Source organism: Tenacibaculum sp. M1.3A, from assembly GCF_057732375.1.
Map to the genome: position 1 here is coordinate 274,995 of NZ_JBYJEF010000004.1, position 20,416 is coordinate 295,410.

The 20,416-nt window shown below is 30.7% G+C and carries 20 protein-coding genes and 5 tRNA genes; 6 read left to right on the top strand and 19 right to left on the bottom strand.

Translation table 11 applies throughout. The features are described 5' to 3' along the window. Positions 1 to 26: 26 nt before the first annotated feature. From nusG to AC28QF_RS08790, 17 genes are all read right to left on the bottom strand, one after another. Positions 27 to 575: a transcription termination/antitermination protein NusG gene (nusG, locus tag AC28QF_RS08710; protein WP_488201487.1), complete on the bottom strand. Its 549-nt coding sequence runs from the start codon at positions 573 to 575 to the stop codon at positions 27 to 29. A gap of 2 nt (positions 576 to 577) precedes the next feature. Beyond that, positions 578 to 769, bottom strand: coding sequence for a preprotein translocase subunit SecE (secE, locus tag AC28QF_RS08715; protein WP_218773120.1), 192 nt, complete (start codon positions 767 to 769; stop codon positions 578 to 580). A 53-nt stretch (positions 770 to 822) separates the two neighbouring features. Next, positions 823 to 894 (bottom strand) — tRNA-Trp (locus AC28QF_RS08720). Positions 895 to 946: 52 nt separating this feature from the next. After that, positions 947 to 2,134 carry an elongation factor Tu gene (gene tuf, locus AC28QF_RS08725; protein WP_488201260.1) on the bottom strand — a complete coding sequence of 396 codons (1,188 nt, stop codon included), beginning with the start codon at positions 2,132 to 2,134 and terminating at the stop codon, positions 947 to 949. 75 nt (positions 2,135 to 2,209) lie between these two features. Then, positions 2,210 to 2,282 (bottom strand) — tRNA-Thr (locus AC28QF_RS08730). Between the two features lie 17 nt (positions 2,283 to 2,299). Continuing rightward, a tRNA-Gly gene (locus AC28QF_RS08735) sits at positions 2,300 to 2,372 on the bottom strand. Between the two features lie 71 nt (positions 2,373 to 2,443). Next, positions 2,444 to 2,526: transfer RNA gene (locus tag AC28QF_RS08740), tRNA-Tyr, on the bottom strand. 42 nt (positions 2,527 to 2,568) lie between these two features. After that, positions 2,569 to 2,642: transfer RNA gene (locus tag AC28QF_RS08745), tRNA-Thr, on the bottom strand. Between the two features lie 100 nt (positions 2,643 to 2,742). After that, the gene (hpf, locus tag AC28QF_RS08750) at positions 2,743 to 3,051 is read right to left on the bottom strand and encodes a ribosome hibernation-promoting factor, HPF/YfiA family (protein ID WP_488201259.1); all 309 of its coding nucleotides are present in this window, start codon (positions 3,049 to 3,051) and stop codon (positions 2,743 to 2,745) included. 14 nt (positions 3,052 to 3,065) lie between these two features. Continuing rightward, complete coding sequence (locus tag AC28QF_RS08755) at positions 3,066 to 3,953, bottom strand: tyrosine-type recombinase/integrase (protein ID WP_488201258.1); 888 nt, start codon at positions 3,951 to 3,953, stop codon at positions 3,066 to 3,068. Positions 3,954 to 4,042: 89 nt separating this feature from the next. Next, positions 4,043 to 4,240 carry a 30S ribosomal protein S21 gene (gene rpsU, locus AC28QF_RS08760; RefSeq protein ID WP_028888499.1) on the bottom strand — a complete coding sequence of 66 codons (198 nt, stop codon included), beginning with the start codon at positions 4,238 to 4,240 and terminating at the stop codon, positions 4,043 to 4,045. A gap of 224 nt (positions 4,241 to 4,464) precedes the next feature. Next, positions 4,465 to 5,631 carry an acyl-CoA dehydrogenase family protein gene (locus AC28QF_RS08765; RefSeq protein ID WP_488201257.1) on the bottom strand — a complete coding sequence of 389 codons (1,167 nt, stop codon included), beginning with the start codon at positions 5,629 to 5,631 and terminating at the stop codon, positions 4,465 to 4,467. A 26-nt stretch (positions 5,632 to 5,657) separates the two neighbouring features. Beyond that, positions 5,658 to 6,557: a ComEA family DNA-binding protein gene (locus tag AC28QF_RS08770; RefSeq protein ID WP_488201256.1), complete on the bottom strand. Its 900-nt coding sequence runs from the start codon at positions 6,555 to 6,557 to the stop codon at positions 5,658 to 5,660. A gap of 11 nt (positions 6,558 to 6,568) precedes the next feature. Continuing rightward, complete coding sequence (locus AC28QF_RS08775) at positions 6,569 to 8,185, bottom strand: alanine/glycine:cation symporter family protein (protein WP_488201255.1); 1,617 nt, start codon at positions 8,183 to 8,185, stop codon at positions 6,569 to 6,571. Between the two features lie 87 nt (positions 8,186 to 8,272). Further along, positions 8,273 to 9,172, bottom strand: coding sequence for an SDR family oxidoreductase (locus AC28QF_RS08780; RefSeq protein WP_488201254.1), 900 nt, complete (start codon positions 9,170 to 9,172; stop codon positions 8,273 to 8,275). Beyond that, positions 9,172 to 10,176 carry a potassium channel family protein gene (locus tag AC28QF_RS08785; protein WP_488201253.1) on the bottom strand — a complete coding sequence of 335 codons (1,005 nt, stop codon included), beginning with the start codon at positions 10,174 to 10,176 and terminating at the stop codon, positions 9,172 to 9,174. Before AC28QF_RS08785 ends, AC28QF_RS08780 begins: the two co-directional genes overlap by 1 nt. Next, entirely contained in the window at positions 10,173 to 10,400 is a 228-nt protein-coding gene (locus tag AC28QF_RS08790; protein WP_488201252.1) for a PspC domain-containing protein, read from the bottom strand. Before AC28QF_RS08790 ends, AC28QF_RS08785 begins: the two co-directional genes overlap by 4 nt. A gap of 108 nt (positions 10,401 to 10,508) precedes the next feature. Between AC28QF_RS08790 and uvrA the strand changes: the two genes are divergently transcribed. Beyond that, positions 10,509 to 13,328: an excinuclease ABC subunit UvrA gene (gene uvrA / locus AC28QF_RS08795; protein WP_488201251.1), complete on the top strand. Its 2,820-nt coding sequence runs from the start codon at positions 10,509 to 10,511 to the stop codon at positions 13,326 to 13,328. 79 nt (positions 13,329 to 13,407) lie between these two features. Here uvrA and AC28QF_RS08800 read toward each other — a convergent pair whose 3' ends face one another. Together AC28QF_RS08800 and AC28QF_RS08805 are read right to left on the bottom strand one after the other, a co-directional pair. Continuing rightward, entirely contained in the window at positions 13,408 to 14,199 is a 792-nt protein-coding gene (locus AC28QF_RS08800) for a tetratricopeptide repeat protein (RefSeq protein WP_488201250.1), read from the bottom strand. Further along, the gene (locus AC28QF_RS08805) at positions 14,196 to 14,753 is read right to left on the bottom strand and encodes an RNA polymerase sigma factor (protein ID WP_488201249.1); all 558 of its coding nucleotides are present in this window, start codon (positions 14,751 to 14,753) and stop codon (positions 14,196 to 14,198) included. Before AC28QF_RS08805 ends, AC28QF_RS08800 begins: the two co-directional genes overlap by 4 nt. A gap of 102 nt (positions 14,754 to 14,855) precedes the next feature. Between AC28QF_RS08805 and AC28QF_RS08810 the strand changes: the two genes are divergently transcribed. The 5 genes from AC28QF_RS08810 to AC28QF_RS08830 form a co-directional block, all read left to right on the top strand. Next, entirely contained in the window at positions 14,856 to 15,332 is a 477-nt protein-coding gene (locus AC28QF_RS08810) for a hypothetical protein (protein ID WP_488201248.1), read from the top strand. After that, entirely contained in the window at positions 15,322 to 18,048 is a 2,727-nt protein-coding gene (locus AC28QF_RS08815; RefSeq protein WP_488201247.1) for a CHAT domain-containing protein, read from the top strand. The genes AC28QF_RS08810 and AC28QF_RS08815 overlap by 11 nt, the downstream gene beginning before the upstream one ends. A gap of 41 nt (positions 18,049 to 18,089) precedes the next feature. Continuing rightward, positions 18,090 to 19,676, top strand: a complete 1,587-nt coding sequence (locus tag AC28QF_RS08820) for a vitamin K epoxide reductase family protein (RefSeq protein WP_488201246.1) — start codon at positions 18,090 to 18,092, stop codon at positions 19,674 to 19,676. 128 nt (positions 19,677 to 19,804) lie between these two features. Continuing rightward, on the top strand, positions 19,805 to 19,978 hold the full coding sequence (locus AC28QF_RS08825; protein WP_488201245.1) for a hypothetical protein: 174 nt from the start codon (positions 19,805 to 19,807) through the stop codon (positions 19,976 to 19,978). Positions 19,979 to 20,041: 63 nt separating this feature from the next. Next, on the top strand, positions 20,042 to 20,416 hold a 375-nt coding region (locus tag AC28QF_RS08830), incomplete at its 3' end, for a cysteine peptidase family C39 domain-containing protein (RefSeq protein ID WP_488201244.1).

Below are 20,416 nucleotides of genomic sequence, written 5' to 3' on the forward strand. Positions count from 1 at the left end.
AACACATCTAAATATAGGTGTAACGATTATATTTTTTCTACTTGCGTATAGTTTAATTCTAATGGAGTTTTTCTTCCGAAAATCTTAACCATTACTTCTAACTTGCGCTTCTCCTCATTAATATTTTCAACTGCTCCGTCGAAACCATTAAAAGGACCATCGATTACTTTTACTGTTTCTCCTACATTAAAAGGAATTGCAATATTTTCATCTCTTACAGAAAGTTCATCAACTTTTCCTAACATTCTGTTTACTTCTGATTTACGCATCGGTACCGGTTCTCCTCCTTTAGTTTCACCTAAAAAACCAATAACATTTGTTACAGACTTTATTACGTGAGGAACTTCACCTGCTAAATTAGCTTCTACCATTATATAACCAGGAAAGTAAACTCTTTCTCTGTTAACTTTCTTTCCGTTTCTTACTTGTATAACTTTTTCGGTTGGTACAATTACTTGGTTTACATAATCTGACAATCCGAAACGAGCGATTTCAGTTTCAATATAGGCTTTAACCTTATTTTCCTGTCCTCCTACAGCTCTAACTACGTACCATTTCATTACTGAATCAGCCATCATTAAAACATTTTAAAGAAGTTATCTAACCCTGTTTGAAAAACTTTATCTACTCCTGCTACTACTAAAGCAAAAACAATTGTAAATGCCGCAACAACTACAGTAGACTTTTGTGCCTCTTCACGAGATGCCCAAGTCATATTTGTATTTAGTTCTTCAAAAGAACCTTTAATATATTGTATAAAGTTATTCATTTTCTTATCCTTTTAACGAGTTACGATATTAATCGCAACTCGTTTTGATTATGCACGGACGGAGAGATTCGAACTCCCGACACCTGGTTTTGGAGACCAGTGCTCTACCGCTGAACTACGCCCGTATTTTAAAAGGAGTCTCTCATTTAAGAGACTCCTTTTTATAATGTAAATTAATTAGTCTAAAATTTCAGTTACCTGACCTGCACCTACTGTTCTACCACCTTCACGGATAGCAAACTGTAAACCTAAGTTTAATGCAATTGGTTGGATTAAATCAACTGTAATAGTTAAGTTATCTCCAGGCATAACCATTTCAACACCATCAGGAAGCATAATGTTTCCAGTTACATCCGTTGTACGAACGTAAAACTGTGGACGGTAGTTATTATGGAATGGAGTGTGACGTCCACCTTCTTCTTTTTTCAATACATACACCTCAGCCTTAAACTTAGCGTGTGGAGTTACAGAACCTGGCTTAACAATAACCATTCCTCTTTTAATATCTTCTTTTGCAATACCTCTTAATAAGATACCAGCGTTATCTCCTGCTTCACCTCTATCTAAGATTTGACGGAACATTTCAATACCAGTTACTGTAGAAGTTAACTTCTCAGTACCCATACCGATAATTTCAACAGGATCTCCAGAGTTGATGATACCAGTTTCAATACGACCAGTAGCAACAGTACCACGACCTGTAATTGAGAATACATCTTCAATAGGCATTAAGAAAGGCTTTTCAGTTTCTCTTAAAGGCTCTTCGATCCAAGAATCTACAGCTGCCATTAATTCTAAAACAGTATTAACCCATTTTTCTTCACCATTTAAAGCTCCTAAAGCAGAACCAGCAACAACAGGACCATTATCTCCATCATACTCATAGAAAGATAATAATTCTCTTACTTCCATTTCAACTAACTCAAGTAACTCTTCATCATCAACCATATCCACCTTGTTCAAGAAAACAACCATACGTGGAATACCTACTTGACGACCTAATAAGATATGCTCACGAGTTTGTGGCATTGGACCATCTGTTGCAGCTACTACTAATATAGCTCCATCCATTTGAGCAGCACCAGTTACCATGTTCTTTACGTAATCGGCGTGACCTGGACAGTCTACGTGCGCGTAGTGACGGTTTTCTGTTGCATATTCAACGTGAGAAGAGTTAATTGTAATACCTCTTTCTTTTTCTTCTGGTGCGTTATCGATTTGATCAAAATCTCTAGCTTCAGAGAATCCTGCATCAGCTAATACTTTAGTGATAGCAGCAGTTAATGTAGTTTTACCGTGATCTACGTGACCAATTGTACCAACGTTTAAGTGGGGCTTCGAACGATCGTAAGTTTCTTTTGCCATGATTATTAATTTTAATTCTTAGTTAAATATATTTAGTGTTACTTTAAATTCTTTTTTAAAAAAACTCTAAAAAAGAGCCAATGACCGGATTTGAACCGGTGACCTCATCCCTACCAAGGATGCGCTCTACCAACTGAGCTACACCGGCCTGGATAATTATTATAGAGCGAAAGACCAGGTTCGAACTGGCGACATTCAGCTTGGAAGGCTGACGCTCTACCAACTGAGCTACTTTCGCGTATTTTTAAAACCTTTCATCAATAATCAAAAGTTGAAGCTTGACATATTGACTAATCGGTTTTAAAAAAGTGGGGAGAGCAGGATTCGAACCTGCGAAGTCGTAAGACAACGGAGTTACAGTCCGTCCCAGTTGGCCGCTTTGGTATCTCCCCTTTGGTAATTTAAAACTATGTTAAAGAACTTTCTTTATTTTGAGCCGATGAGAGGACTCGAACCTCCGACCTGCTGATTACAAATCAGCTGCTCTAGCCAGCTGAGCTACATCGGCTTTTATTGTCATAAAAAAACAATCCGCTATTTCTAACGGATTGCAAATGTATAAAGTAATTTTTATATTCTAAAGCTTTTTTAGATTATTTTTTATCTTTTTATGATACTAATGAATCTCTATGCTTTTCTTTTGATTTTTTTAAGCTTCTTTTTAATGAGTCAATAGCAATATTTACACCCTCTTCAAAGGTTTTGTTCTGTTTTTTAACCATCAATTCGTTTCCTGGAATATTTATTTTTATTTCTGTAATTTTATTTTCTTTCTCACTTGTTTTCTGAACTTTTAAAAAAACTTCTACATCAACTATCTTATCATGAAACTTCTCTAAACCTTCTATCTTCTTTTCAATGTAATCTATCAAACTTTTATCTGCTGTAAAGTTTACTGACTGCGTGAATACTTTCATAATTTTTTAAATCTTTATTTTGACTCTCTAGGGTGAGCCTTGTTAAACACTTTTTTTATCTGCTCCAAGCTATTATGCGTATACACTTGGGTAGCGGCTAAACTTGAATGCCCTAGTAATTCTTTAACCGAATTTAACGACGCACCATTATTAAGTAAATGTGTTGCGAAAGCGTGCCTTAATATATGTGGGCTTTTTTTTGCTTTTGTAGACACTTTACTAAAGTACAAATTAATTATTCGGTACACAAGAGTTTCATAAATTTTAACCCCTTTTTGGGTTATCAAAAGCTCCTCTATTTCTTTTAATTCTTTATCTTTTTTTAACGCTAAATACTGATTTAAAGTAACTAACACAGATGGTAACAAGACTACAAACCTCTCTTTATTTCTTTTTCCTAAAACTTTAATTAATTGTTTGTTTAAATCGATATCTTTTTCTTTGATATTAATAAGCTCTATTCTTCGCATACCTGTTGAATACAACAACTCTACAATTAACCTATTTCTTACTGATTCAAAACCTACTTCTTCATTTAAAATAGCCAATACTTTTTGTATTTCTTTTTTATCAAAAGGGGATTGTATTTTTTTCTGAACTTTTAACGCTTTGTGTTTTGCTAACGGATTAACCTTAATTTCTTTTACTTTCTGAAGAAAGGTGTAAAATGTTTTTAAAGAGCTCACCTTTCTATTTATACTTCTATTCGAAATTTGCTTATCAACAAGGCTAACTATCCATGTTCTAATTTGATTGTAATGAATTCTCGTTAACTCTTCTTGCTCAAATTCGGCCACACAAAAATCTTTAAATGCTATAATATCCGTTCGATAAGCATTTATGGTATTTATAGAGTAGTTTTTTTCGTGCTCTAAATATTTTAAAAAAGCTGCTACAAGCATTCGTTTTGTTTTTTACTGAAATAAATATACAAAAAAAACCTGTATTGATAAATCAACACAGGTTTTATATTACTCTTTATAAACTATTTCTAGCTTACTTCTTCTTTCGTTCTTAATCCTTGAACGTAAGACGCTTTTTTCATTTGAGCACGTTTAACGACAGATGGTTTGTTAAACTGTTTTTTGTCGCGTAATTGTCTTAAGATTTTTACGTCTCTGAACTTTCGCTTATAACGTTTTAACGCTCTATCGATATTCTCTCCTTCTTTAATTGGAATAATTAACATGTGTTAGCACCTCCCTTCATTGTAGTCTCTAAATTTTTATTTTTAGGACTGCAAATGTACTGAGTCTTTTTTAATTAACAATTAATTTTTTACTTATTTTAAAGTTTATTACCGCATTAGCGATTGAAACGGCATCCTTTTTTGTTTTTTAATAAAAAAGATATAGTGTAAAGCGCGACCTGAAAGGGAATGCCCAAAATATCTTTTATATAGTAATTTAAAAATTAGGTTGCTGGCTTATATTCTTTTTTGTCGATTATCATTTTTGCGATAATTTCTTTCAAGATTTCCGAAGTTCCTCCACCAATTGGCCCTAAACGGCTATCACGTAATAAACGCGCTAACGGATACTCTTCCATATAACCATAACCTCCTAGTAATTGCAATGCATCATATATAACCTCATCTGCCATTTTGGTAGACAACATTTTACTCATACTTGCTTCTTTTACCACATAAATACCTTCGTTTAGCCTCTTTGTAATCGAATAGTTATATTCTCTACACATATCAACTTTAGATGCCATTTCTGCTACTTTATGACGCAATGCCTGAAACTTATCTAATGTTTTACCAAAAGCTTCTCTTTCACTCATATATGTTATCACATAATCTACCGCATACTCTGCTCTTGCATGTGCATTGATGGCCATTATTAAGCGCTCTAAAGCAAAGTGTTGCATTATATACGGAAAGCCCTTTCCTTCTTCACCCATTAAATTCTCTGCAGGAATTACTACATTATCAAATGCAATTTCTGCTGTATCTGAAGCTCTCCATCCTAGTTTATCTAGCTTTGTTGATGATATACCTGGGGTATTTCTATCTACTAAAAGAATACTCATTCCTTTATGTTTATCCTCCGGATTTGTCTTTGCTGCAACTACTAAGTAATCAGAATAAATACCGTTTGTAATAAAAGTCTTAGACCCGTTAATTACATAGGTATCTCCTTTTTTAATTGCAGTAGTTCTCATACCAGCAACATCACTACCACCAAAAGGTTCAGAAATACATAAACATCCTATCATATCTCCGTTAATACTCGGAGTTAAATATTCCTTTTTGATTCTGTCGTCTCCTTCTTTATTTAAGTGTGTCATTGCTAAGTAAGCGTGTGCCCACATATTTGCTGCAAAACCACCTGAATTTACTTTTTGTAATTCTTCTAAAAAAATCACGGTATAAAAAAGATCTAAACCTAAACCACCGTGTTCTTCTGGTTGATTTAATCCGAAATAACCCATTTCTCCAAATTTCTTCCAGATGAAACGCTCAACGGTTCCGTCTTTTTCCCACTTATTTATATGAGGAACAACTTCTTTTTGCAAAAAGTCCTTAAAACTCTGTCGAAAAAAGTCATGTTCTTCAGTAAAGTACATACTATTCATAATTATATATTCTGTTTGTTGTTTGTTTATTCTGCTTTCAAATATAAAACTATTCTGTCATATTTCTCAATAGGGAAACCGTCAATGTTTTTTATTTCTACTATATTTTGAAGCTCAGCTACCTCATCTCTATATTCAAAAATCTTTTTACAGAGATCGTAATCGATATATGGATTTTTTAAAACCTCCTTAAAAGTAGCCGTATTTATATTTATTTTTTGAATTTGTGGTTTTTGATAAATCTTAAACCTTTCTATAACTCTAGCCACAGTTTGTTTATCAACTCCCCAAACTTCATATAATTGTGATGTAAAAGAAAAACCTTGTAGTTTTTTTCGATATTTTATGATTCTTTCTGAAATCACTTCACCAACACCATTAATAGTTTCAAAATCTTGCTGAGTGGCTTTATTTACATCATCAGTTGTCACTGAAGCTCTTTTATTCGGTGTCTCTTTATACACTGAATTAACTTTTGATTTATTATTTGCTGCTAACTTATTACGTTTTATAACCCAATCTGGGAATTTAAAATAAGGTGAAATCTTATTTAATAAACTGTCTGACACTTTTGTTATTTTCTGAAACTCTTGAGCTGAGTTTACGAATTTACGTTGCGCTCGGTAAGCATGTAATCTATCAATTTCTTGAAGAGACATTCCTAATTGCTCTCCTTTAAAATCGGTAATATAATTAGGATTAAAAGGATTAATTTTAGGTTTTCTTTTTGCTAGCTCAACACTCTTTAAACTATCTATTTGTTGCTGAAAAGTTAGTAACTCTTTTGAACTTGTATCAGTTATTGCATCCGAAGAAAAATCTGAAAAGAAATAAACAAACTGAAGAATAAGTATAATAAACATCAAAAAGAAAATCCCATTTCTTTGGCGTTTGTTATACCAGAAATGGGATTTAAATATTTTCATCTTAAAGAATTTTACATATGATCGTTAACATCTACAGCGCCATCTTCAATTGCTTCTTCTTTCTTATTAATAGCATTGGTGTATTTTATTAACTCTTTTTTAATAACCGGAGATAACATAATTACACCTATAATGTTTGGTACAACCATTGCAAAAATCATTGCATCAGAGAAGTCAATTACTGCACCTAAACTAATAGAAGCTCCTACAACTACAAACATTAAGAATAATACTTTATAAACTAAATCAGTAATTTTTCCTTTACCGAATAAAAATTTCCATCCTTGCATACCGTAATAAGACCAGGAGATCATTGTAGAAAATGCAAATAAAATAACTGCAATTGTTAATACTATTGAGAAGTGAGGTATTACAGAATCAAACGCTATTGCCGTTAATTCAACTCCTTCTTTAATCTCAACACCATACTGCATAAACTGCCCGTCGAAATTTGTAATAATAATTACCAAAGCTGTCATTGTACAAATAACCACTGTATCTACAAATGGCTCTAATAAAGCAACAATACCTTCACTCGCCGGATATTTTGTACGAACTGCTGAATGCGCAATTGCTGCAGAACCTACACCTGCTTCATTTGAAAAAGCACCTCTTCTAATACCTTGAATCATTACTCCAATTAAACCACCCGCAATTCCTAATCCAGAAAAAGCTCCTTCATATATCAACATAAAAGCATCATCTATCAATGAAAAATTAGCAAATAAAATAATTAAAGCTGCTAACACGTATATTCCTGCCATAAAAGGCACTACTTTTTCTGTTACAGAGGCAATTCTTTTTATTCCTCCAATAATAACTACAGCTACTAATGCAGCCATTACTAATCCAAAGTACATTCCTGCATTTGGCCCTGTTAATTCAAATAATTTGGTAAACTGTGCAGCTGCTTGATTCGCTTGAAACATGTTTCCACCACCAAAAGAACCTCCAATAACAAATATTGCAAATAAAACCGCTAATACTTTACCTAATCCTCCTGCTCCTTTTTCTTTTAATCCTTTTGATAAATAATACATTGGACCTCCATAAACAGTACCATCTTCACCAACATCTCTATATTTTACACCTAAAGTACATTCTGCAAATTTAGAAGCCATACCTAATAAACCAGCTACGATCATCCAGAAAGTTGCTCCAGGGCCACCTATTGATAATGCTACTGCAACTCCTGCAATATTACCTAAACCTACTGTTGCAGATAAGGCAGCAGTTAATGCTTGGAAGTGAGAAACCTCTCCATCTGCTCCTTCGTCTTTAATTGTTTCAAAAACATCTCCTCCTGGAGTTTGATCTCCGTATAATTTATCTACTCCGTGCTTTTCAATATCTTCGTACTTACCTCTAACAACCTGAATTGCTGTTATAAAACCAGTAAAATTAATAAACTTAAAATAAAAAGTAAAATATAAAGCTCCTCCTATTAACACGATAAGCACCCAAGGTATTTGAAAAGTTTCTGAGAAAGGAATTTCATAGAATATAGCTTTTACAAACCAACCTGTATAATCTTTAAAAATTGTATCAATTTTATCTGTAGTACTGCTTTGTGCAAATGTTAACAACGGTGTTATTAATAACAACAACGTAAGAAGTCTTTTCTTCATAATAAATATGTTAGTTTTTATATTTTGTAATGCGCAATATCCTAAAAAAAATGCACTTCCGACAATTTTTATGCGTTAAATGTGGCTTTACATTATCTTTTCTTTAAATTTTCGCAAATCTTCTTTAAATGATTTTGGTTGAAAATTTAATTCCTTTTTTGTTTTAGACAAATCAAATCCTGTTTTAAATGGCCTAATTGCCTTTTGATTTAAATCATTTGTTGATATTGGTTTAATCAAGCTTTTATCTAATTTAAAAACACCTGCTATTTGCTGTGCAATCTCATAAATACTTAATAACGTATTTGATGAAATATTAAAAATCCCTGTAGCCTTTTTATCTATTACTATTTTACACGCTTGCGCTAAATCTTCAACATAGGTAGGCATTCGAAACTGATCTTTAACAATTGTAATTTCTTTTTTATCCTCTAAACTCTTCTTTACCCACAATACAATATTACTTCGTGTCATATCAAACACTTTGCCGTATACCAAAATAGTGCGAAGAATAGCATAATCTATTTTAGAGGTTGTTAAAATATTTTCTGATTTCAATTTAGATACTCCGTAATAGTTTCGCAGGTTTGGAGTATCGGTTTCTTTATAAGGACCACTTTCACCATCAAATATAAAATCGGTAGATATATGTATCAAATGTGTGTTATTTACTTCTGAATATTCTTTTAACGATTCTACAACACCTATATTTAATAGATCGCATGCTTTTTTATCATCTTCACAAGCATCAACATTTGTCATTGCTGCTGTGTTAACAATAACATCAGGTTTGCATACTGTTAGCTTTTTAAGAAGTGTTTTCTTATCAGTAAGATCAATAGAAATATATTTAAAATCACTTCTTCCACTTCTGTTTTCTCCTCTAGAAAATCCAACTACAGTATATTTTTCTTTATCCTTTAATAAAAGGTTTACTAAGCTTTGCCCAAGTAAACCATTACTTCCGGTAACAACTATATTTTTCATTAAAACAACTCTCTTAATTTAATTATTTGCTCTGGACGACCTAAAACAATTAGGTTTGCACCTGCTGTTAACTTTACCGAAGCATCCGGATTTATAATATACTCTTTATCCGTAGTTCGATAGCCAATTACAGTACATCCGGTTTTTTTACGCAAATCTAAATCTAAAATAGTGCTATTTAAATACTCTTTAGGTAAGTTATCAATCGCTATTTCTTCTAAATTCGCCGTAGTATCGCCTTCTATCGTTAATCTATCTACAAACTCTATAACATCTGGTGTAACCACTAAAGATGCCATATGCGCACCCCCTAATTTATCAGGCATAATTACATTATCTGCTCCTGCTATTTTAAGCTTACTATAAGAAGTTTCTTTAGATGCCCTACTAATTATTTTTGAGTCTTTATTTAATTGGTTTGCCGTTAACACCACAAATAAATTATCAGCATCTGAAGGTAAAACGGTGATTAAATTAGCGGCATTTAAAATACCTGCTTTAAGCAATGCTTCATCGGTTGTTGCATCACCTTCTATATTTAAGATTCCTTTTTCGTCTAATTGCTTAATAATATCTTCATGCATTTCTATAACAACAACGTCTTTTTTATAGCTATTTAATTTAGCTATTGCTTGTTTTCCGTTTCTACCATAGCCGCAAACAATAGTATGCCCTTTTAACTTTTCTATTTTTTTTTGCACTCTTTTTATTTTTAATTGACGAAAAAACTGGCCACTTATTAAATATTCAGAAAATGAGGATACTGCATAACCGAAAATAAATAAACTAGATAATATTAAACATATTGTAAATATTTTTTCTCCTGTACCAAAGGGATGAACTTCTCCAAAACCAATAGTAGTTATGGTAATAATAGTCATGTATAAAGCATCAATAAAAGAATAATTGAATAATATTAAATATCCTCCTACCCCTATTGATAAAATTAATACTGAAAATAAGATTGCTTTGTATAATCTTGATTTAAATACGGTATTTATCATAAATCGAAAACAGATGATCTTTTTGTATAAATAAAATCTTTTAATTTTAATACAAATGCTAAAGTTAAATAAAACCCAAATGACAAACCAACGGTAAAAAAAGTAACATAAATAAAATATATACGAACACTTTTAGCCCTCATACCAAGTTTATCTGCCAATCTCGAGAACACACCAAAACCATGACGCTCAAAAAAATGTCGCGCAGAATGAATAAAACTCATAATTAACTTGTTTTTATTGCAAGATACCAATTTACAATCATTTGTTTATAACATCGGCTTTAAAATAAATTTGGTTTCTGTAACTTTGCTTTTCGTAAAAATCTCACTTTGAAAGAACAAGAGTATATAGAAGTATATGGAGCACGAGCTCACAATTTAAAAAACATTGATGTAAAAATACCTCGCGAAAAGTTAGTGGTTATTACTGGCTTAAGCGGAAGTGGAAAATCATCATTAGCTTTCGACACTATATATGCTGAAGGACAGCGTAGATATATTGAAACCTTCTCTGCGTATGCTCGTCAGTTTTTAGGCGGATTAGAAAGACCTGATGTTGATAAAATTGATGGATTATCGCCCGTAATTTCTATCGAACAAAAGACAACTAATAAAAGTCCGCGTTCTACCGTAGGAACTATTACCGAGATTTACGATTTTCTTCGTTTACTCTTTTCTCGTGCCTCGGATGCATATTCTTACAACACAAACGAGAAAATGGTGAGTTATTCTGATGAACAAATCAGGCAACTAATTTTAAAAGATTTTAACGAAAAACGCATCGCAGTTCTTGCGCCTTTAATTAGAGCCAGAAAAGGACATTATCGCGAGCTTTTCGAACAAATTTCTAAACAAGGTTTTGTACGTGTTCGTGTAGACGGAGAAATAAAAGAAATTGTAAAAGGAATGAAACTTGATCGATATAAAACTCACGATATTGAAGTGGTTATCGATCGTTTAATTGTAAACGAAAAATCAGAAAAACGTTTAGAAGAAACTATAAAAACAGCTTTATATACTGGCAATAATATTTTAATGGTGGTTGATGTTGACGATGAAAAACCACGCTATTTTAGTCGCGAGTTAATGTGTCCTACAACCGGAATTGCATACCCGAATCCTGAGCCAAATACATTTTCATTTAACTCGCCAAGAGGTGCTTGTTCTAATTGTAACGGCCTAGGTATTACCAATGAAATTAACGAGAAAAAAGTAATTCCAGATCATACCATTTCCATTAAAAAAGGCGGAATTATTCCTTTAGGAGAACAAAAAAGTAGTTGGATTTTTAAGCAATTACAAACAATTGCTGATAGACATAATTTTAAACTTACCGACCCGATAAATAAAATTCCGCAAGATGCGATGCATATTATTCTACACGGTGGTAATGATAAATTTGAAATCAATTCTAAAGATCTTGGTGTAACTAGAAATTACGAAATAGATTTTGAAGGGATTATCGCTTTTATCGACAATCAATATAAAAATGCAGAAAGCACTTCTATTAAACGCTGGGCAAAAGACTTTATGGATGAAGTTAGCTGTGCTGTTTGTGAAGGAAAAAGACTAAAAAAAGAAGCGCTTCATTTTAAAGTTGTTGATAAAAACATTAGTGATTTAGCGCAAATGGATATTACCGAGCTAGCTGCTTGGTTTAAAGATATTGAAAGTAGTCTTTCAGAAAAACAATTAATAATTGCCTCTGAAATACTAAAAGAAATCCGAACTAGAATTCAGTTTTTATTAGATGTCGGTTTAGATTATTTAACCTTAGATAGAACTTCGAAATCACTTTCTGGTGGAGAAGCACAACGAATTCGATTAGCAACACAAATTGGTTCGCAATTAGTTGGTGTTTTATATATTTTAGATGAGCCAAGTATTGGTTTACATCAGCGAGACAATGAAAAACTAATAAATTCACTTATTAAATTACGTGATGTTGGTAATTCGGTTTTAGTTGTAGAGCATGACAAAGACATGATTGAACAAGCCGATTTTGTTTTCGATATTGGTCCTGGTGCAGGAGTTCACGGAGGTGAAATTGTAAGTGCAGGAACTTTTGAAGATTTAAAATCGCATGATACTTTAACTGCCGACTATTTAACAGGAAGAAAAGAAATTGCTGTTCCGAAAGAAAGAAGAGCAGGAAACGGAAATTTCATTAAACTTTCTGGAGCATCAGGGAACAACTTAAAAAATGTATCTGTAAAGTTTCCTTTAGGGCAAATGATTTGTGTTACCGGAGTTTCAGGAAGCGGAAAATCTACTTTGATAAACGAAACATTATATCCTATTTTAAATGCCCATATTTATCGTGGCGTAAAAAAACCAATGCCTTATAAAAAGATTGAGGGCTTAGAACATATCGATAAAGTAATTGATATCGATCAATCTCCTATTGGTAGAACTCCACGTTCTAACCCAGCAACATACACAGGTACTTTCGGGGAAATTCGTAGTTTATTTGCTAAAACTCCAGAAGCTGCCATTCGTGGATACAAACCTGGTCGTTTTAGTTTTAATGTTAAAGGAGGACGTTGTGAAACTTGTCAAGGAGGCGGAGTTCGCGTTATTGAAATGAATTTTTTACCTGATGTTCAAGTAGAATGTGAAACCTGCCAAGGAAAACGTTTTAACAGAGAAACTTTAGAGATCCGTTATAAAGGAAAATCGATTTCTGACATTTTAGATATGACTATTAATGAAGCTACCAATTTCTTTGAACTGGTACCTAAAATATATCGCAAGCTTAAAACAATTAAAGATGTTGGCTTAGGTTATATTACTTTAGGGCAACAATCAACCACACTATCAGGTGGAGAAGCTCAACGTATTAAGTTAGCGTCAGAACTATCGAAAAGAGATACTGGAAACACTTTTTATATTTTAGATGAACCTACTACCGGTCTGCATTTTGAAGATATTCGTGTTTTAATGGATGTTTTAAATGAATTAGCCAACAAAGGAAATACCGTGTTAATTATTGAACATAATATGGATGTAATTAAACTTGCCGATTACATTATTGACATCGGTATGGAGGGTGGAAAAAACGGTGGAAATGTTTTAGCAACAGGTTCTCCCGAAAAAGTAGCAAAACATAAAACAAGTTATACCGCTAAGTTTTTAAAGAAAGAGCTCTAATATATACTTATTACATGTTTTTATTATTTTAAAACACATGTAATAAGTGCCAAGTTCATTTGTCTTTTTTTTGCTATGACTAAATATCTAACTTGCCTAATAGTTCTTCGGCTTCTTTATATTTAAAATATTTATTCTTAATAATAAATTTTAATTGCTCCTTAGCCTCTTTTAATTGGTTCGATTTTACATATAATAAACTTTTATACCAATACCCTTTTTCAGCATCAATTAAATCGCTATTAATTAAACCTTCTAGTGTTATTTTTGCTTCATCATATTTACTTAACTCAATTTGAGAAATTGCAGTATACAAATATACTAAAGCATTGTTTTTATTTAATTCCCCTACAAAAACAGGTAAGGCTTTACTGTATTCTTTATTATTAAAGTAAGTTTCACCTTTAGCTAAAGCTATAATACTACTCGCTTCACCCCTACTGATATTAGAATGCAATTCATTTGATTTTATATAAGCCGCGTACAATTCATTATTTGAGTAACTTGTTGTGTAAAACAAACTATAGACAGCAATAAGTATCGCTATACTAGCTGCTACTGCATATGAAAATTTCAAAACCCTTTTTTTAGGCTTTTTATATTCTTCATAAGCCATTGCAATAGCTTCTTTTGTTTTTTTTACATCATCACTTTTAAAAATACTTCCTAGCGTTTTTAACTCCTCAGAATTAGTCTTTTCTATAAAACTCCAATCCTTTTCATTTAATGTTTCGAAGAGATGTTTTTCGAAAAGAACTTTTTCTCTAAAACTAACATCCTTTCTCATTCGCTTTAAAAAATCTTTTTTTTCAAATTCCGAAAGCACTTCTTTTAAATAATTTTCTATTAATATATCTTCTTCTAAACTCATAACTCTTTTAATGAATTATATCTTTTATCACTTTTAACTAATTCTGTAAGTTTTTTTTTACATTTAAAAACTCTTTGTCTCACTACAGTTTCTGAATTATAATTGGTAGTTTCTACAATTTCAGTATAAGGTGTTTTCGCAAAAAATAATGTTAGTATTTGCTTACAATTATCTGACATTTCACCTAGCTTTTCTACAAATAATTCTTGCCTTTTTAATTCTAAATACGCTAAAGAGTTATCGCTATCTTCACTTACTAGTTCAATAACTTCGTTGTTTGTTACCTTGTTTTTTGATTTATTTAACTCTCTACGCCATAAATTTTTGCAAACAGTAAATAAGTAGGCATTAAAACTTGTATTTATTTGAAATTTTTCTTTCTTATACCTAACTGTAATTTGCAGTAATGCTTTTTGAAAAATATCTTCAGCATCAGCAATTTCTCCTTTATTTTGAAGTACAAATTTTTTTACAGAAGTAAAATTCTCTTGGTAAACAACAACTATCTTTTTAGAATCTCCATCAACAAGTCCTTTCAAAAAAATATTTTCCATTAACTTTAATAATTATTGATGTGCTAAAATAAAACTTTTATATTTGAGCGGGTAACTTTTTAAGTTTTGCTGAACTAAAAAGAATACAAAATATTTTATATTATGAAAAAATACAAGATTAATCAATTAGTAGTCATTTTTTTTACCTGCCTTCTTTGCTGCGGCTTCGTGCTAAAAACAAAAAACACACCTAATAAAAAAGATAACATCTCTTTAAATAATACCATTGCCGTCTCTGGTACATATAAAATATTAATTACCTACCCATATAGCACTAGCAAAGCTGAAAGAACAAGCCGTAGCAGATGTGTAGCTTCTGCAATAGGAACATATATTATTAACAGAGAGGTATGTGAAAGTAACCCTGAGGGAGAAATTTTAACACTTGCTCATCGTATAGAGTTCCCTCGAACAGGTGGTAGCAGCAAATTACCTGATGATGACGAAATAGAAGGAAAACCTGGTACAATTATTCTTACCAACAATGTTATAAATCAAATAACCAATAACTGTGAAATAATTATACTTACAGACAGATATAACTGTAATGATCTTAGCGACTTTAAGTATGCCTTTTAAACACTTATTTTTTTTTATTTTTTTATTTTTAATAAATCAGAAAGCTATTGGTCAATATCAGCTAGAAGAAATTATAGCAGCAGACAAATTAGCTCCTCTTAAAGAAAAAAAGGTAGATAGTATTCTTACCTCTATTCAAAAAAAAGATTCATTATTTGCTAGCATAACTCATGATTTTTCCTTCTTTTTTTACAAGAAAAAGAAGGACTATGATTTGGGTATTAAATACGGAACTCTTGAACTTAAAATATTAGATAGCTTAAATATTACTAATGAAGATCATACTAATACCCTATTTAATTTAGGAAAAATGTATTATATAAAAAAGGAATATGATAATGCTATTAAAAAATTTAAAAGAGCTACAACTTCTAAATATTTACCTAAAAAAACTGTAATATCCTACTGTAAAATAGGTGAATGTTATTATAGAAAAGGAGATTTTTATAAATCTATTGATTATTATTTAAAAGGATTACCTCTCATGGAAAAGCATAGTTCTAAAACAGGTATTATAATTCAATATATTAGACTCTCTCATGTTTGTAATAAAATGGACTCAAAAAAAGGCACTGAATTGGGTCTTTTTTATTTAAAAAAAGCAGATAGCCTCATTAAAAACACGCCTAATTTAAAAGTTGCTACAAACATCCGTTACCCTTTAAATAATTCTTTTGCTAACTTATATTCACTTAACCACAAATATAATTTTGATAAAGCTAAATATTACTATAACTATAATTTAAAAAATGCATTATTAGAAAATGATAGTATCACCATAGGTAACTCCTATTTAAATATTGGTGAACTATACTTAAACAAAAAGAAAGATAGCTGTATTTTTTTTTTAAAACAGAGTTTAAAATATGATGTTAATAAAAAATATGACTACCACGAAACCTATAGAAATATTGCTAGATATTATAAAAAGAATACGCTTTTTAGAAAAGCCTTAACAAATATTAATAATTCCTTAAAATATAATTTTAACGTTAAAAATATTACAGAAATAAACTCTTTATCAATTGAAAAATTAACTAACACCAAAGACAAGAGATCTATAGTACAAGCCTTAAAGACAAAAACAGAAGTACTTATACAACTTTACAATACAACTAATAATAAACAATTTTTAAACAAAGCCATACAAACAGTTCGGTTTACAAGTAAGCTAACAACTGTTTTAGCGAGTTATAATGCCGAAAATAAGACTCGCTTTTTATGGAGAGAAGAAGTTTCTAAAATATTTGGTTTAGGAATTAAAACTGCTTATTTATTAAACGACTCTTCAGTTATGTTTGAGTTTATGGAAAAAAACAAAGCTTTTTTGTTAACCCAAGATATTAATAACAATAGAGCTAATTTAGGTTTACCTGAAGATATTTTACAAAAAAACATAACCTATAAAAAATTAATTTTTTCATTAACATCTGAGCTTTTAAAAAATGAACTCACCAGTAAAAGAGATTCCTTATTTAATCTAAAGGAGAAATACCAATATTTTTTAACTCAAACTAAAAATAAGTTTCCAAAAAGTAATTTAAATTTTAACGAGAACATAAAAACTACAACCCTTTTAAGCACTAAAAAAAATCTTAAAAAAAGCGAAATAATTTTATACTATTCATTAAGTAACACAGAAGTAAACAATAAAAAAATACTCTTTGGCTTATTAGTTTCTAATAAAAATAAGCTTCTTTTTAAAATTGAAAACACGAATGAGGTATTACAGCTTTTAAGTGAGTATAAAAATTTAATTTCAAAACCATTAACAAAACAAAAAGAACTTATAAGGTTTAAAGAAGTATCTTATTTTCTTTATAATGGTTTATTCCCTTCATTAGAAATAAAAAACCTCATTAAAAACAAAAACCTTACCATAATTACTGATACTTACTTAGAGAACATTCCTTTTGAAGCATTTAGCACCAATAAAAATGAGCTTAATTATCTAATTGAAAAATGCAATATCAGTTACGCTTATTCAGTATCTTTCTCTACGTTTAATAATAATAATATCAAAAGAAAAACTTCAAAAAACTTAACTCTTTTTGCTCCCATTAAATTTAAAAACAGCACACAATTACCTTTAGAAAACTCACAAAAAGAAATCAATTCTATTAATAAACATATTAAAGGAGAGGTTTATCATAAAAACTTAGCTACAAAAGCTAACTTTTTAAATAAAACGTCTGACTCTAAAATTATTCATTTAGCAACTCATGCCAATGCCTCTAAAAATCCAAATATTCAATTTTTTGATGAAAAATTAAATCTACACGAACTATATACTTATAAGAACAATGCAGATTTAGTTGTATTAAGTGCATGTGAAACAAATTTAGGGGAAATAAAAAAAGGAGAAGGTGTATTAAGCTTGGCTAGAGGTTTCTTCTATTCAGGAGCAAAATCAGTAGTTTCCTCTCTATGGAACGTAAATGACAAGGCTACAACCTTTATAATGACTGATTTTTATAAAAACTTAAAAAAGGGTCAAACAAAATCATTAGCCTTAACTAATGCGAAACTAGAATACTTAAAAAATCATTCATTATCAGAACAATCACCCTACTACTGGTCTTCTTTTGTCTTAATTGGTGATGCAAATTGCATAAACTTAACCAATAATAACTACCTGTTTTACATACTATTACTTACATTATTAATTGTAATAACATTTATTTATTTAAAAAAACAAAAAAAGAGGGTAACATAAGTTAAGTTTTGTAACAGTATAGAAACTAACATTTTTATACATTGAAAAATTCATTAAATAACTTAGTAGAAAGATTACTGAAGCGAAATCGAATTTCTTTTGATAAAAAAGAACTTTCTTTTCAGATACAGAGTCATCCTTCGTACCCAAGTTTACATGCTATAACAGGAGTGCTTGATCATTTTAATATCGAGAATGTAGCTGCCGATGTTCCTGTTAATAAAGAAACACTTTTACAATTACCTAATTGTTTTTTAGCACAGGTTAATACTATACAAGGCAAAGATTTGGTTATTGTAGAGAGAAAGGAAATTAACTATAGTATATATAACGCAGAAAACAAAAAAGAGAAAATTTCAGAAAATAATTTTCTTCAAAAATTTACAGGTATCATTGTTGTTGTAGAACAATCTGAAGATAGTACGCTACTAAAAACAAGTTCTAGTTTCACCAAAGTTATTGCATTGAGTGCTTTAGCTATACTTGCCTCATTTGTAATTTATAAAAATACAATTTCTTTATCTGTCCCTATATATTTAACACTATCTATCATTGGTATTATAATTAGTGTCGCTATCGTAAAGCAAGAATTAGGGTTAAAAACAGTTATAGGAGATGCTTTTTGCTCAGGAACAGATGACAAAAAAGACTGTGATGCCGTTTTAACTTCAAAGGGTGCTGAAATATTTAAAGGTTATAAACTAAGTGATTTTAGTATTTTATATTTTACTGGGTTAACACTCTTAACTTTTTTTCAAACTGCTAATCCTGCAATTTCATACACCATAAGTTTAATCGCGATTCCTGTTACTTTATACTCTTTATACTATCAGTATGCAGTTGTAAAAAAATGGTGTTTACTTTGTTTAAGTATTGTTGGTGTTTTATGGCTACAAGCTTTAGCTCCCGTAATTACAAGTACTTATCTTACTGATATTATAATTACAGATGTTATTGTTTTTAGTATAGTAACGTTAGTAACTTGGTTATCTTGGGACTATATAAAACCTTTATTTACTGATATTTATCAGCTAAAAAAAGAAAAAATTGAAAACGTAAAATTTAAGAGAAACTTCACCTTATTTGAAAGTTTACTGCAAAAATCACCACAATTAAATACGCAAGTAGAAAACAGTAAAGAAATTATTTTTGGTAACCCTAATTCTAACCTAGAGATCGTACTTGTAACCAATCCTTTTTGTGGGCATTGCAAACCTGTTCATAAACATATTGAAGAAATACTACATAGATACCATCAAAATGTAAAAGTAATTATCCGTTTTAATATAAATACTAAAGATAAAAATAGTGAAGCCGTAAAAGTAACAGCTAAATTATTAGAAATATATAATGAAAAAGGAAAAGAAGAATGTTTAAATGCTATGACAGAAATATACGAAGTCGGAAAACCAAACATTTGGTTTGAAAAATGGGGGAATTGTAATGGAAAAGAAGAATATTTATATGAATTAGAAAAAGAAAACAAATGGTGTAAAGCTAATGCTATAAACTTTACACCAGATGTTTTAATTAATGGTAGATCTTTTCCAAAAGAATACAACAGAACAGACTTAATTTTCTTTATTGAAGAATTAGAAGAAAACATTAAACCATTAGTAATGGTATAAACTTATTAAATAACAAAGCCCTAAGAACAGTGCTTTGCATTTTGAATAATATTTTCTCGCGAAGAATAGACACATACGGTGAGTGTCTTTAAATGTTCACCTCAAAAAAATTATTATTATTTTAAATTATGAAAAATTCAATTTTAAATTTAGGAAAAGCTTTGAATAAAGCTGCGCAAAAAGACATTTTCGGTGGTTTAGAAAAACTTAGACGCCCTGATTTTTGTGACAACCAAGTAACTGAAATACCTAGAAAAGAATGTCTATGTAGGTACTTCAACATCTCTTGTGAAGATTTTTAACAAAAGAAATTTCAACATAACGAACAGTGGAGGTAACTTCACTGTTCTAATTAAATATCAAGAGTGAAAAAATTTCCAAATTACAAACAAACAGAAGCCAAAGATTGTGGTCCTACCTGTATAAAAATCATAGCCAAACACTATGGTAAAACTATTAACACACAGCAATTACGAAGCTTAAGTGAAACCACTCGTGAAGGTAGTAGTTTACTTGGTTTAAGTGATGCTGTAGAGTCTATGGGGTTTAAATCGCTGGGTATTAAACTATCTTTTAATAAACTTAAAGAAGCGCCTCTTCCATGTATACTTCATTGGAATAAAAATCATTATGTAGTTCTTTATAAAATAAAAAAGGATACTGTTTATATTTCTGATCCTGCACACGGGCTCATCACTTTTACTAAAAAAGAATTTATTCAATCTTGGATTGGTAACAAT